Source organism: Micromonospora sp. BRA006-A (assembly GCF_033433935.1).
Classification (GTDB): Bacteria; Actinomycetota; Actinomycetes; order Mycobacteriales; family Micromonosporaceae; genus Micromonospora; species Micromonospora aurantiaca.
Map to the genome: position 1 here is coordinate 4347731 of NZ_JANCLW010000001.1, position 13125 is coordinate 4360855.

A 13125-nucleotide genomic window follows, 5' to 3' on the forward strand; every position below is an offset into this window, starting at 1 on the left:
CCGACATGCCACGCTGCCGCCCCCGACCGCCAGCATGGCACCTCGGGCCACACCTACTGTGCTCGCCGGCAGCAGCCGGCCCGCCATCGCATGCGGTCACGCCCTCCGCACGTCATCGACTGACCTCGAACGTGCCAGGGGCGGGCCGATTGCACCTCTTGACGGGGCGGGCGCAGCCACTATGGTGCTGTGTAACATATTACCGATGGAGGCCGCATGGAAATGGCGCCGTGGCGTGGGGTTCTTGTAGCGACCGCTCTACCGTTCCACGCCGACCAGGGCATCGATTTCGATGCTTACGCTGCACATGTCGGGTGGCTCGCTGACAACGGCTGCCATGGCGTTGTCCCCAATGGTTCCCTCGGTGAATACCAGGCGCTCAGCAGCGAGGAACGGGCTTCGGTGGTGCGAACGGCGGTGCAAGCCGCCCCTGATGGGTTCGCCGTCGTACCAGGCGTCTCGGCCTACGGTGCCGACGAGGCACGGCGCTGGACCGAGCAGGCTGCGGAGGAAGGCTGCCCGGCCGTCATGTTGCTGCCACCGACGACGTACCGCGCTGACGAGGCAGCAGTGCTGGCCCACTACCGCGAGGTGGCGAAGGCAGGTCTACCGATCGTCGCCTACAACAATCCGATGGACACGAGGGTGGACCTGACACCCGACCTGCTGCGGCGTCTACACGACGAAGGTTTGATCGTCGCGGTCAAGGAGTTCAGCGGCGACGCCCGCCGGGCGTACCAGATCGCCGAGACGGCGCCTGGTCTCGACATCCTCGCCGGCGCGGACGACGTCGCGCTCGAATTCCTGATCGCGGGCGCGGTGGGGTGGATTGGCGGTTACCAGAACGCCATTCCGGCGAGCTGCGTTCGTCTTTACGAGGCCGCGACGGCGGGTGATCTCAGGACGGCCGTCCTCCTCTACCGGGCACTGCATCCGCTGCTCCGTTGGGATTCGCGCACTGAGTTCGTTCAGGCGATCAAGCTTTCCATGGATGTCGCCGGTCGTCCCGGTGGCTTCGCGCGCCAGCCGCGCCAGCCACTGGCCCCCGCCGACGCCGAGGTCATCCGTGCCACGACCGAACGGCTGCTCGCGGCAGGGCACCGCTGATGCGCAGCAGCCGCGTCATTCACGTCGTCGACTCCCACACGGAGGGAATGCCCACCCGGGTGGTGACCGGAGGCGCGCCGCTCCTGCCGGGCGACACCATGGCGCAACGTCGGGAGTACCTGACGAACCACCGCGATGACCTGCGCACGTTTCTGATGTACGAGCCGCGCGGGCACTCCGCCATGTCAGGTGCGATCCTCCAGCCGCCCACCCGCCCGGACGCCGATGTCGGTGTGGTCTTCATCGAGGTGTCGGGGTGCCTGCCGATGTGCGGACACGGTGCGATCGGTGTGGCCACCGTACTGGCGGAGACCGGGATGGTGCCGGTCACCGAGCCGGTGACCACGATCCGCCTCGATACGCCGGCCGGACTGGTGGTGGCGTCTGCCAAGATCGAGCAGGGCCGCGCCACCGCTGTCACCATCCAGAACGTTCCTTCCTTCCTGGTGGAACAGGACGCCCTGGTCGAGATTCCCGGCTACGGCCACGTCCGTTACGACCTCGCGTTCGGCGGCAACTTCTATGCGATCGTCGACCTGCCGGAGCTGGGCCTGCGACTGGATCGCACGGACAAACAACGGCTGCTGGAGGTGGGTCTCAGTGTCATGAGAGGCGTGAACGACACCGCTCGGCCTGTGCACCCCGAGCAGCCGCACATCTCCGGATGCCACCACGTCTACCTGGCTGCGGAAGGGGCGACCGCCCGGTTGTCACGCCACGCCATGGCCATCCATCCCGGCTGGTTCGACCGATCCCCTTGTGGAACCGGCACGTCGGCGAGGATGGCACAGCTGCACGCCCGCGGGTTGCTCCCCCTCGGACAGGAATTCGTCAACGAATCCATAATCGGCAGCCGGTTTTCCGGTCGGCTGGTCGATACGACCACCGTCGCCGGTCGGCCCGCGGTGGTGCCGACAGTCACCGGGCGGGCGTGGCTTACCGGTACCGCCCAGTTCTTCCTCGACCCCGAGGACCCTTTCCCGGCGGGATTCATGTTGAGTCTCATTCAGAGCCGTTCTCCTCAGAAGCCGGACGATGTCGTCGCGGAGCATGCCCCGGTCACTCCTGCTGGTGTGCGGAAGCTCGCCGATTCGGTCCGTGTCGCGCAGGACGCCTGGCGTCGTCGGGAGCCGTCCGGCCGCGCCGCGGCCCTGAGCGGGGCGGCGGACCGGCTGCGGGCTCGGGCCGGCGAAGCGGCTGCCCTGATCGTCCGTGAGGTGGGCAAGCCGGTCGTGGAGGCGAACGCCGAGGTCAGCCGGGCCGCTGCGATCCTCGACTACTACGCCCAGTCCTGCTTCGCGGCGATCGGCGACCTGCTGGCGCCGACGCTGCCGGCGAATCAGCCGGGACTGCTGTTCACCGAACGCCGGCCGCGGGGCGTGGCTGGTCTGATCACGCCGTGGAACTTTCCACTGGCCATCCCCCTGTGGAAGGCTGCACCGGCCCTCGCCACTGGTAACGGAGTGCTGCTCAAGCCGTCACCCGAGGCGCTGGCTTGCGGCGAGTTGGTGGCGGGCCTGTTCGACGGGCTGCTGCCCGACGATCTGCTCCATGTGGTGCCGGGAGGTGCGGACACCGGACAGGCCGTCGTCGAAGCGGCTGACGTCGTGTCCTTCACCGGCTCCGCGACGGTCGGCAGGGGTGTCGCCGCCGCCGCCGTTCGCGCCGGGCTGCCGGTTCAGGCGGAGATGGGCGGACAGAACGCCGCGGTCGTGCTGCCGGACGCCGACCCTGCCACCACTGCCACGATGCTGGCAGGTGCCGCCATGGGATATGCGGGCCAGAAGTGCACCGCGACCCGGCGAATCATCGTGGTGGGCGATGCCACCGCGCTCACCGAAGCCCTGGTGGCCGCGGTGGCGGGGCTACGCGTCGGCGACCCGGCCGATGCCGGCGTCGCAGTCGGTCCCGTCATCACCGACGCCGCGCGCCGCCGGGTTCTCGACGGCGTCGCGGCAGCCCGCGCGGCAGGAGGCCGGGTTCTCACTCGTCTCGCGTCCCCGGCTGACGGCCTCTATGTGGCGCCGGTGCTGCTCGATTCGGTCGACCCCGGCCATCCGGTCGCGTGCGAGGAGACGTTCGGCCCGCTGGCCAGCATCTTCACCGTGCCGAACCTGGCCGCCGCGGCCGCTCTGGTCAACCACGTTCGGTACGGGCTGGTGACGTCCGTCCACGGCCGCGACATCGGCCGGTTGTTCGAGGTGGTCCGGGCCATCGACACCGGTCTCATCCGGGTCAACACGCCCACCACCGGAGTCGATTTCCATGCGCCGTTCGGCGGTGAGAAGGCGTCCAGCCAGGGCCCTCGAGAACAGGGCACAGCCGCACTGGACTTCTACACCTCGTTACGCACCATCACCCTCTGCACTCCCCCACCCAGCCCCGCCGAGGAGGCCGCATGAAACGGGTCGACCTGCACACCGGTAGTCACGATCTGCCGGTCAGCCCCGCGCTGGAGGAGTTCATGCTCTCCGGGTGGGCGGACAGCGAGCGGCACGTCACACAGGTCGACGAGGTCGCCGGCTGGGCGGCGGCACGCCGGAGACAGCTGCACGGCCGTTTCTCCGGGGAACGGCTCGTCGTCCCGGCCGGAAGCTTCAAGAGGCGTTCGAACGACCAGCACTATCGGTTCCGCCCGCATTCTGCCTATGTCTGGCTGACCGGCGACCAGTCCTCAGACGGGGTCCTGGTCATCGAGCCGGACGGTGAGGAGGTGCTCTTTCTTCGCCCTCGATCCGACCGGAGCACGCCCGAGTTCTTCCGTGACCGGATGTATGGGGAACTGTGGGCCGGACGCCGGCCCACCTTGGGAGAGAGCCGTCGGCGGCTGGCCGTGACGACCCGTCATCTGGCCGAGCTGGAGTCGGTCCTGTCCGGACGGGGCGTTCCGACCCGCGTGCTGCGTGGAGTCGACGTGCACGTGGATGGCCTGACGGCCGACGCCGCGGGACCGGGCGACCTGGAATTCGCCGCGGTACTGGATGAGATGCGGCTGGTCAAGGACGACTGGGAGATCGGCCAGCTGGAAGAGGCGGTAGCCATCACCACCCGCGGTTTCGAGGACATGGTGCGTGCCTTGCCGATGGCGAAGCGTACGTCCGAGCGTTACCTGGAGGGGGTGTTCTGGCAGCGGGCCCGCCTGGAGGGCAACGACGTCGGATACCACTCGATCGTGGCCGCCGGTGCGCACGCCGCCACCTTGCACTGGATCGACAACGACGGCGCGGTCCGCGACGGGGACCTGCTGCTGCTCGACGCCGGCGCCGAGACGAGGTCGCTCTACACGGCAGACATCACTCGTGTTCTACCGGTGTCCGGCCGGTTCGGTCCGCTGCAACGCGATCTCTACGAGTTGTGCCTGAAGGCGAACGACGCAGCTCTGGACTGCCTCAAGCCGGGCGCCGACTGGCGTGCGTTCCATCGGGCGGCGATGACCGTGCTGACGTACGGCCTCGCCGACCTGGGCGTGCTGCCCGTGCCGCCGGAACGCGCCTTGACCGAGAAGTCCGGGCTCTACCGGCGGTGGACGCTGTGCGGGTCAGGCCACATGCTCGGTCTGGACGTCCACGACTGCGCGGCTGCCCGCGCTGACAGCTACCTGCACGGACGGCTGGCCGCCGGCCAGGTGCTCACTGTCGAGCCCGGCCTCTACTTCCAGCCTGACGACGAGTTGGTTCCGGCTGAGCTGCGCGGAATCGGGATTCGGATCGAGGAGGACGTCCTCGTCACCGACAACGGCTGTCGAGTCCTCTCCTCCGGGCTACCTCGACGCCCCGACGAGATCGAGGCGTGGATGCACCGGGTGGCGTCGTGATCGACGCCGGCGCGGACGTGGTGGTGATAGGCGCCGGGATGACCGGTGCCGCCTGCGCCTACTACGCCGCACGGGCCGGCCTGACGGTGACAGTGGTGGACCGGGCCGGCGTCGCGTCCGGCACCACCGGGGCCGGCGAAGGCAACATCCTCCTGTCCGACAAATCACCCGGCCCGGAACTCAGCCTGGCGCTTCATTCCGTCGCCCTGTGGCGCGAACTGGGCGAGACCATGGGCGATGCGCAGATCGAACTGGAACGTAAGGGCGGACTGGTGGTGGCCTCGGCGTCAGAGCACGACACACTGTCGGCGTTCGCGGACCGTCAGCGTGCTGCGGGCGTCGAGGCGCACGCCGTCGCCTCGCACGAGTTGCCCGGCTACGAGCCGCACCTGTCCCCCCATCTCGTCGGTGCGGTGCACTATCCCCAGGACATGCAGGTCCAGCCAATGCTCGCCGCCGCGCACCTGCTCCGTGCGGCCCGGGCAACGGTACTGACCGGCACCTGCGTCGTCGGCCTGCTCCGGGACGGCACCGGGGGGATCCGAGCTGTGCGGACTGATCATGGCCTGCTGTCAACGACCAGGGTGGTGAACGCCGCCGGCGTATGGGCTGGCAGAGTCGCCGCGTTGGCGGGCGTCGAGCTGCCGATCCTGCCTCGACGTGGCTTCGTCCTGGTCACCCAGCCGCTGCCAGAGCTCGTGCGGCACAAGGTCTACGCCGCCGGTTACGTTGCGAACGTCGAGCGCAGCACCGCTGGGCTGGAGATCTCCCCGGTGGTGGAGGGGACTCGCGCCGGCACGATCCTGATCGGGTCCAGCCGGGAGCATGTCGGCTTCGACCCGGCGATGTCTCTGCCGGCACTGCGAGGGCTCGCAGCGGCTGCGATACGTCTGTTCCCGATCCTGGCCGGCGTCTCCGCGATCCGCGCCTACCGGGGTTTCCGGCCGTACAGTCCGGACCACCTGCCGATCATCGGCGCGGACAAGAACGTGCCAGGGCTCTACCATGCCACCGGCCACGAGGGCGCCGGTATCGGCCTCGCCCCGGCGACCGGGCACGCCATCGCCGCACTGCTGACCGACCGCCGGCCGCACGTGGATCTGCGACCGTTCGCACCGGAGCGTCACCATGTTCACCTTTGACGGCCGCCCGATCCCTCACGACGGGCGGCAGAGCGTCGCCGCGGCCCTTCTGGCCGCCGGGATCCGATCCTGGCGGAGCACACGCGTCGAAGGGCGCCCCCGGGGGGTCTTCTGCGGCATCGGCGTGTGCTTCGACTGTCTCGTCACGGTCAACGGTGTGCCGTCGCAGCGGGCCTGTCTGGTGGTCGCCCGCAGCGGTGACGTGATCGAACCTCAGGACGAGCGGCGGGAGGGAACATGAGCACGTACGACCTGGTGGTGATCGGTGCAGGACCGGCCGGTCTGGGCGCGGCGGTCACGGCGGCCGATGCCGGCTGCCGGGTGGCCGTCCTGGATGCCGGGCCGCGTCCCGGCGGACAGTACTGGCGGCACCGACCCGGTGCGGACGCCCACGGCCACACGGACTGGGCGGTGTTCGCCGGTCTGCGCGCACGGTTCGACCAGCTCGATCACCATCCGGACGCGGCAGTGTGGTTCGTCGAGTCTCGCCCCGACGACGTCGGTCCGCAGTTCGCCGTCCACACGCACTCCACGGTCGTGTACGGCCGGCGACTCGTCATCGCCACCGGAGCGCATGACCGGGTTGTCCCTTTCCCAGGTTGGGATCTGCCGGGGGTGGTCACCGCCGGTGGAGCTCAGGCCCTGCTGAAGGGTCAAGGGGTGGTGTTCGCGCGCCGCGTCGTCGTCGGGGGTACCGGACCGTTTCTGTTGCCGGTCGCGACCGGCTTGGCCGACGCCGGCGCCACGGTGGTCGGCGTGTACGAGGCGAACGACCCTGTCCGGTATGCACGGCACGTCGGTGCGGTTCTCGGCGCAGCGAGCAAGTTGACCGAGGCAGGCCGGTACGGGTGGCGGATGCTGCGTCGCCGGGTGCCGTATCGGCGGCGTACGGCTGTGGTGGCCGCGCACGGCGACGATCAGCTCGCCGGGGTGACGGTGGCGGCGATCAGCCCGCAGGGCTCGGTGGTGCCCGGCAGCGAGAGACACGTCGGCTGCGACGGTCTCGCCGTCGGCTTCGGTTTCACCCCGCAGGTGGAGGTGGCTGTCGCCCTGGGATGCGAGACATTCATGGACCGCGACGGCAGTCTCGTGGTGAGGATCGGGCCTGATCAAGCGACCTCGGTACCGGGCGTGTACGCAGCGGGCGAGGTGACCGGCGTCGGCGGGGCGAAGCTGGCGCTCGTGGAGGGGCACCTCGCCGGGGACGCGGTCGCCCGGTCTCTCGGTCGTGCGAGGTCACTGCGTGCGGGTGAGCGCAGTAGGCTGCTGCGGATCCGGCGTAGGCTGCGTCGTTTCGCCGCCGCTCTGCATGCGGTTCATCCCGTGCCGCCCTTCTGGCCCGACCTGTGTGACGACCAGACACTCGTCTGCCGGTGCGAGGAGGTGTCGGCAGGCGCTGTTCGGCAGGCGGTGCGTGAACTGTCCGCGGGCGATGCCCGGGGCACGAAGCTGTTGACCCGCGCCGGCATGGGCTGGTGCCAGGGGCGAACATGTGGTTACGCCACAGCATGCCTCACCGCCCGAGAATCGGCCCGGCCGGTGAGTTCAGTGGATCTTCAGGGACATGCGTCTCGTACGCTGATGCAGCCGATCATGCTTGCCGACCTCGCCGGCGACGACTGATCTCGCGCACGACGAATCACGGCCGGCGCGGAGGTGCCCTCAGCATTCGATGACGTTGACGGCAAGCCCGCCCCGCGCGGTCTCCTTGTACTTGACCTTCATGTCCGCGCCGGTCTCCCGCATGGTCTTGATGACCTTGTCCAGCGACACGTGGTGCACCCCGTCGCCCCGCAACGCCAGCCGGGCCGCGGTGATCGCCTTGATGCTCGCCACCGCGTTGCGCTCGATGCACGGGATCTGCACCAGGCCACCCACCGGATCGCAGGTCAGCCCCAAGTTGTGCTCCATGCCGATCTCGGCGGCGTTCTCCACCTGCTCCGGCGTACCGCCGAGCGCCTCGGCCAGCCCGGCCGCCGCCATCGAGCACGCCGAACCCACCTCGCCCTGACAGCCCACCTCGGCCCCGGAGATCGACGCATTCTCCTTGAACAACACACCGATCGCGCCCGCCGCCAGCAGGAACCGGACCACGCCCTCCTCGGAGGCACCCGGCACGAACCGGGTGTAGTAGTGCAGCACCGCCGGAATGATCCCCCCGGACCCCGCGCCGGCCGCCGTGTGGCCGCCGGCCGACGCCGAGCCGATCGCCCTCGACCTCACCGTGCACCTGGTCCGCAAACTCCCCGGACAACACACCTTCGTCGTGCTGCCCCGCCGCTGGGTCGTCGAACGCACCTTCGCCTGGATCAGCAAGAAACGCCGCTGCGTCCGCGACTACGAACACCTACCCGCCAGCCACGCCGCCTTCGTCACCTGGGCCATGATCCACGTCATGGTCACCCGCCTGGCCCGCAACACGAAACCGGCCCAGGCAACCAGCACCTGAACCGGCTTCTCAAACGCTCACTAAGGAGCCGCCGATGAGTCCACTTGGCAGCCTCATATGCATCGGCTTGCTCACCCTCGCAGCATCGCTGGCCCTGCTCTGGGTCTGTATCCGCGTGTCTGAGAGCATCCAGCGATTGCGGCACGATCTGACCAGGAAGCGACCCCGCCGGTTACGAGATCATCCGTTGCTTCAGGCTCCGCTGGAGGCGGATCGCAGAGAAGAGACTCTGTGGCGGCCTGAGGTCTACGACTAACGGTCAAGCTCGGGTTGGCGCCCGCGCGTCACGACGTGCGGGCGAAGCAGCGGTCCTGCGCAACGGGATGCCCCGCAAGTGAGTGGGCAGAAACCGCTGGTTCGGCAATGGGCGACCACGCTACGGTTCGCGGGTGAGCACCCCGCTCCGCGCGACGAGGCAATCGTTCGCGGGTCGCGATCTTCGGCATCGCACCCTGGATGGGCACTCGTTCAAGTTGTGTGACTTCCGTGGCGCCGACCTTCGGGGCGCGTCTCTTCGCGGTGTCAGCTTTGCCGGCTGCGATCTGCGGGGCGCCGACCTGCGTGACACCGACCTGTTCTACGCGCGGTTCGGCTACGTCAGGACGCACGATCCGGCGTACGGACGCACGGACGTCACCGGGGCACGGTGGGACGGAGCCGACCTTCGAGGCGTCACCGCCGAGCGCGTCATTGGGTGGCCGCACGATCTCTAGATCCCGGGGTTACGTCCAGTTGATGTTGGGCCACCGAGCTGTCATCGCGTTCACCCGCCTAACCGCGCTACCCCAGCTAGCTGGCTCTGTTGCTGGACCATGCGCATCGTTGGGTGGCGTTTGACGGCCTAGAACGGATTGAGTAAGGGCTCAGCAATCTCGTGCTGGCTTGGCCGTGACGCCAGCGCGTGGAAGCCATACGCCATGGCCGTCACTACAACTCGCGCCATCCTCCTGCCCGGCCAGGGTCGCCCGTCCGGACGAACTCCTCGACGACCTGCCAGGCGCGTTCGAGGTCGAGAATGCAGTCCGCGGCGAACTCGACCAGGTCGTCCAGCACCAGTACCTGCGCATTCATGCTCGCAGGTTCGTCGGCGGCCAGCAGGGATATGGCGTCCTCGCCTGTCATCCGATGGACAACCGCCGCGGACTCCGTGAACCCGAGCGTGAGCACAGGGAAAACGTCGCCGGCCCGCACTTCGACGTACCCGCGCCCCTGGGTACGCAGTGCATCGAACCGCTCGATGAGGCCAGCGATGCCCGACCGCTCCACCGCTGCGAACGTCCCTGTCGTCGGAGACGTAGCACTCCACGAAATGTTCACCCGGCAACCCCCTCGACGATTGACCCGCGCCCGTAGCTATTTCTCGTAGGGGTCCCAGTGGGCGGCGTAGCGCAGCAGCGAGCGTGCCAGGTCGGGATGGGTCGCCGCCCAGCGATTGTCGAACAGGATCCACTGGTCGAACCCGAAGAAGCCGTCGATGTATCGGGCGACCTGCGCGATGTGCGCATCCAGCCGTATCAGCGATTCGGTGGGACGCTCCATGTGCAGCAGGTCGGTTATCTCCTGATGAACGGCTTCATGCGCGGGCGCTCGGTCGAGACTGGCAGGTGATGGGGCGTAACCGGGCAGCTGGGCGTAGCGCTTCAACGCCCGGCCCATATCGTGTTCCCCGGGAGCGACAAGCGCCCGTAGCAGCCGGACGTCGTGTGGCCATCGGCGGCTGTCGGGGCCATCGACGGCCAGGTGGGTGGCGAGGTCCGGCAGGCTCACGCCAGGAAACTGGATGGCACCGTTCAGATCCAGGTTCCGGTATAGGTCAGGCGACTGCCAGCACAGGCGGACCGAGAAGGTGCAGTCCGTGCCGGGCGGGGCGAGCCGGACGGTACGGACGGGAACGGTGTGGCGGAAGACGGTATCCGACCCACCCGCGCCGGTGGGCAGCGGCCACGTGTCGTGCAGGAGGAACGCGAGCCGGTCAGGTGAGGCAGACGCCGCGTCGTCATCGATGAAGTAGTACGCGAGATCCACCTCGTCGTCATCGGTACGCACCCTCAGGGCGTGCTCACCGAGCCGAATGAAGTCGCCCTTGTCGTCGCCCTCCACCCACAGGTACTCGGTCAGCAGCTGCCGCAGCTCGTTCACCGACTCCGGCGGCGGCAGGTTACGCTCCCGGGCCGCCTCAAAGATCGACTCCAAGCCGTACACGTCGCCGCCCAGCTCGCTGTCGATCCACTCCTTCGCGTCGTCGTGCTTCCAGCCGCGCCGAAACCAGTCGAGCACGGTCGCATCAGGCAGGGTGACAACGCGCTTACCGAGAGGAGAGCCCTCTCGCCAACGGCACACGAAGTACATGCGCTGACCCTAGGCAGCGGATCCGACAGGATCTTCCCGACCGCACCGAACGGCCGCTCCGGAACCACCACGCGATGACGCACGCTGTGGCGTCGCTCAGCCGGAGGCCGAAGCACCTTGCTGGTACTCCGCCCACAGCTCCTGCGCCTCCCGCGCCATCACCCGCGCACGGTGCGCCTCCTTCTTGCTGAAGCTTGGCGTGCCCCCAGGCCATCGCGCCTGCCGCGATCCGCGACCGGACAGTTTCTCGAGCCGTGCCGCCTGATCCTCCAGCGCATACGACAAGACCTTGAGATTGGCGGCCCGGCTGCCGGCGACGGCCTCGCGAGCGACCGCGATCGCTTCCTCGCCGAGCGCCAGCGCCTCGACCGTGCGGCCTGCGTCGTCCAGCCACACCGCCTGCCGCCGCATCATCTCCGCGTGTCGCGACAGGATTGCAGGCCGGTTGACGGCCGCGACCTCCCGTTGCAGTGCGAGGGCTTCCTCGCCGACGGCCAAGGCCTCATCGAGCCGGCCGGACTTGGCCAGCCCGTTAGCCAGGTTCGACAGCGACAGCGCCAGGTCCCGCAGGTGTCCCGCCCGGTTGTCAGCAACGAGTTCCCGACGCAACTGCACTGCCTCTGTCGTAAGGGCGAGGCTGGCCTGTCGATCCTCGGTGACAGCTCCCTGGTTGCCCACCGCCTCGGCCAGCCTCGACAGGTATACCGCCCGGTCGACAGCGGCCAGTCCGCGATACAGCTTCACCGCCTCACCGGTCGCGGCCGCAGCCTCCGCCTGCCGGTCCATGTCGCTGAGCCGCCCGCCGTACGTGTCCAGACACGAGGCAAGCAGCGGCTGATGCACCTCGGGCTGGGCTGCGACAAGTTGACGGCTCAGCTCGACCGCCTCCGCGGCCGCCGCCAAAGCCTCCGCCGCCCGTCGTACTCCCGCCACATAAACCGCCTGGTTCTTCAGAGCAGTCGCCAGGTAGGCCAGACGCCGCGGCTGGCTGCCCGTCATCGACTCACGGAAATGTGTGACCGTCTCGGCGCCGACGTCGACCGCTTCCTCCCACCGCCCCGCCTCGAACAGCCGGTTCGCGTGCAGACTCAAGACCCTGCCCAGGGCGTCGTGCATCTGCGAGCCGACCGGTTGATCCACAGCAAGCCCGCGCAGCAACTGCAGGGCACGGTCGCTGACCTGCAGCGCCTCGGCGTGCTGGCCGGTCACCGCCAACGCCATCGCGTAGGCCTCAAGCAGCCGCGACAGCAGCACGTCAGGACATACGTCCATCAACGCCAACGCCTCACGGCCGGCAGCCAGCGCCTCCGGCGCCCGACCACAACTCATAAGTCGCCTGGCGAGCGCGTCCAGGGCCCCCGCGAGCTGCTCCTCGTGACGGCGGTCGACGGCGTAAAGCTCCCGGGCCAGCCGGACCGCCTCCTCCGCACGCACCAGCGCCTCCGCCGGCCGGCCAGCGTCCGACAAGTAGTAGGACAGGTTGGTGCATGCCAAGACGAGAGTGGGCAGAACCGTGCCACGGTCCCGCGCTGTCAAGCCAGACAACATCTCCACAGCCCGGCGGCCCGTCTCGACCGCATCGTCGAAACGACCAGCGCGCGACAGCTCCACCGCCTCATCGACCACCGCCCCGACCTGGCGCAGCGAAGCGTCAACCCGCGTCCCCCGCCGCAGCCATCTACGCCAACCCGTCGACTTCACTAGGGCGAATATAGGCCCGAATGATCAGCCCGTCGGCCCCCGTATGCCGAGCCGCATTCACTTCGGGCATGCCGAAGAGGTCACCGCCCAGGAAGCCCTGGTCAGATGACTGCCGGTGGGATTCGAGTCTCAGCTGCCGGAATCTCCACCTGCTCCTCCGCGACGGATCTAGAGCCGCACGTCGATGCGGGATGGTCCGGCGACTGGCGTCAGCGGGCCCTGGACGACGAGCCGGCAGTAGGGCAAGAAGGGAGCAGCCAGCGCTGACCACTTCGGTCTTCTCTGGGAGGTCACACCGAACCACTCACCCGCATCACCGCTGGTCAGAGGCCTCGGCGCGGCACGGCGCCGGGTGTGAGCGGTGACGTCCGCGCTGGTGGTGTAAGAGACGGCCATCGCGTGATCCGGTCTGATGTTATGCGGCGATCGGGGCGGGGTCGGTCTGGTCGTTGTCGTGTTGGTCTGGCTGAACGGTGATCAGGCGGGCTTTGGCGAGAAGTTCCAGGCCCATGTAGCGGCGTCCTTCGGTCCACTCGTCGGTCTGCTCGGCCAGGACCGCGCCG

11 protein-coding genes and 2 pseudogenes are annotated in these 13125 nt (G+C 68.7%); 8 read left to right on the forward strand and 5 right to left on the reverse strand.

Going from position 1 to position 13125, the window contains the following annotated elements:
* The first annotated feature begins 216 nt into the window (after positions 1-216).
* From NMK34_RS19605 to NMK34_RS19630, 6 genes are read left to right on the forward strand one after another with little or no spacing between them, the layout of a single operon-like run.
* Complete coding sequence (locus NMK34_RS19605; protein WP_318334677.1) at positions 217-1107, forward strand: dihydrodipicolinate synthase family protein; 891 nt, start codon at positions 217-219, stop codon at positions 1105-1107.
* Entirely contained in the window at positions 1107-3509 is a 2403-nt protein-coding gene (locus tag NMK34_RS19610; RefSeq protein WP_318334678.1) for an aldehyde dehydrogenase family protein, read from the forward strand. The genes NMK34_RS19605 and NMK34_RS19610 overlap by 1 nt, the downstream gene beginning before the upstream one ends.
* Positions 3506-4921 (forward strand): aminopeptidase P family protein, encoded by a 1416-nt coding sequence (locus tag NMK34_RS19615; RefSeq protein ID WP_318334679.1) that lies wholly within the window; start codon positions 3506-3508, stop codon positions 4919-4921. Before NMK34_RS19610 ends, NMK34_RS19615 begins: the two co-directional genes overlap by 4 nt.
* On the forward strand, positions 4918-6063 hold the full coding sequence (locus NMK34_RS19620; protein WP_135240899.1) for an NAD(P)/FAD-dependent oxidoreductase: 1146 nt from the start codon (positions 4918-4920) through the stop codon (positions 6061-6063). The genes NMK34_RS19615 and NMK34_RS19620 overlap by 4 nt, the downstream gene beginning before the upstream one ends.
* Positions 6050-6304: a (2Fe-2S)-binding protein gene (locus NMK34_RS19625; protein ID WP_151015975.1), complete on the forward strand. Its 255-nt coding sequence runs from the start codon at positions 6050-6052 to the stop codon at positions 6302-6304. The genes NMK34_RS19620 and NMK34_RS19625 overlap by 14 nt, the downstream gene beginning before the upstream one ends.
* Positions 6301-7686 carry an NAD(P)/FAD-dependent oxidoreductase gene (locus NMK34_RS19630; RefSeq protein WP_318334680.1) on the forward strand — a complete coding sequence of 462 codons (1386 nt, stop codon included), beginning with the start codon at positions 6301-6303 and terminating at the stop codon, positions 7684-7686. Before NMK34_RS19625 ends, NMK34_RS19630 begins: the two co-directional genes overlap by 4 nt.
* A 39-nt stretch (positions 7687-7725) precedes the next feature.
* On the opposite strand, the pseudogene NMK34_RS19635 reads toward NMK34_RS19630, so the two are convergent.
* Positions 7726-8259, reverse strand: a pseudogene (locus NMK34_RS19635) (L-serine ammonia-lyase, iron-sulfur-dependent, subunit alpha); the annotation flags it as partial.
* Between NMK34_RS19635 and NMK34_RS19640 the strand changes: the two are divergent.
* Positions 8213-8512: a transposase gene (locus NMK34_RS19640; RefSeq protein WP_318334681.1), complete on the forward strand. Its 300-nt coding sequence runs from the start codon at positions 8213-8215 to the stop codon at positions 8510-8512. The pseudogene NMK34_RS19635 and the gene NMK34_RS19640 overlap by 47 nt on opposite strands.
* A 389-nt stretch (positions 8513-8901) precedes the next feature.
* Positions 8902-9225, forward strand: coding sequence for a pentapeptide repeat-containing protein (locus NMK34_RS19645; RefSeq protein WP_318334682.1), 324 nt, complete (start codon positions 8902-8904; stop codon positions 9223-9225).
* Between the two features lie 214 nt (positions 9226-9439).
* Here the strand turns inward: NMK34_RS19645 and NMK34_RS19650 are convergent, their stop codons facing one another.
* From NMK34_RS19650 to NMK34_RS19665, 4 genes and pseudogenes are all read right to left on the reverse strand, one after another.
* Positions 9440-9778, reverse strand: coding sequence for a hypothetical protein (locus NMK34_RS19650; protein WP_318334683.1), 339 nt, complete (start codon positions 9776-9778; stop codon positions 9440-9442).
* 87 nt (positions 9779-9865) lie between these two features.
* On the reverse strand, positions 9866-10861 hold the full coding sequence (locus NMK34_RS19655) for a hypothetical protein (RefSeq protein ID WP_318334684.1): 996 nt from the start codon (positions 10859-10861) through the stop codon (positions 9866-9868).
* A 96-nt stretch (positions 10862-10957) separates the two neighbouring features.
* On the reverse strand, positions 10958-12487 hold the full coding sequence (locus tag NMK34_RS19660; RefSeq protein ID WP_318334685.1) for a tetratricopeptide repeat protein: 1530 nt from the start codon (positions 12485-12487) through the stop codon (positions 10958-10960).
* A gap of 490 nt (positions 12488-12977) precedes the next feature.
* A pseudogene (locus tag NMK34_RS19665) lies at positions 12978-13125 on the reverse strand (IS256 family transposase); the annotation flags it as partial.

Coding starts and splice junctions, on each gene's coding strand:
- NMK34_RS19655 (WP_318334684.1), bottom strand. CDS start 10,861: ATGTACTTCGTGTGCCGTTGGCGAGAGGGCTCTCCTCTCGGTAAGCGC.
- NMK34_RS19630 (WP_318334680.1), top strand. CDS start 6,301: ATGAGCACGTACGACCTGGTGGTGATCGGTGCAGGACCGGCCGGTCTG.
- NMK34_RS19610 (WP_318334678.1), top strand. CDS start 1,107: ATGCGCAGCAGCCGCGTCATTCACGTCGTCGACTCCCACACGGAGGGA.
- NMK34_RS19640 (WP_318334681.1), top strand. CDS start 8,213: ATGATCCCCCCGGACCCCGCGCCGGCCGCCGTGTGGCCGCCGGCCGAC.
- NMK34_RS19615 (WP_318334679.1), top strand. CDS start 3,506: ATGAAACGGGTCGACCTGCACACCGGTAGTCACGATCTGCCGGTCAGC.
- NMK34_RS19605 (WP_318334677.1), top strand. CDS start 217: ATGGAAATGGCGCCGTGGCGTGGGGTTCTTGTAGCGACCGCTCTACCG.
- NMK34_RS19625 (WP_151015975.1), top strand. CDS start 6,050: ATGTTCACCTTTGACGGCCGCCCGATCCCTCACGACGGGCGGCAGAGC.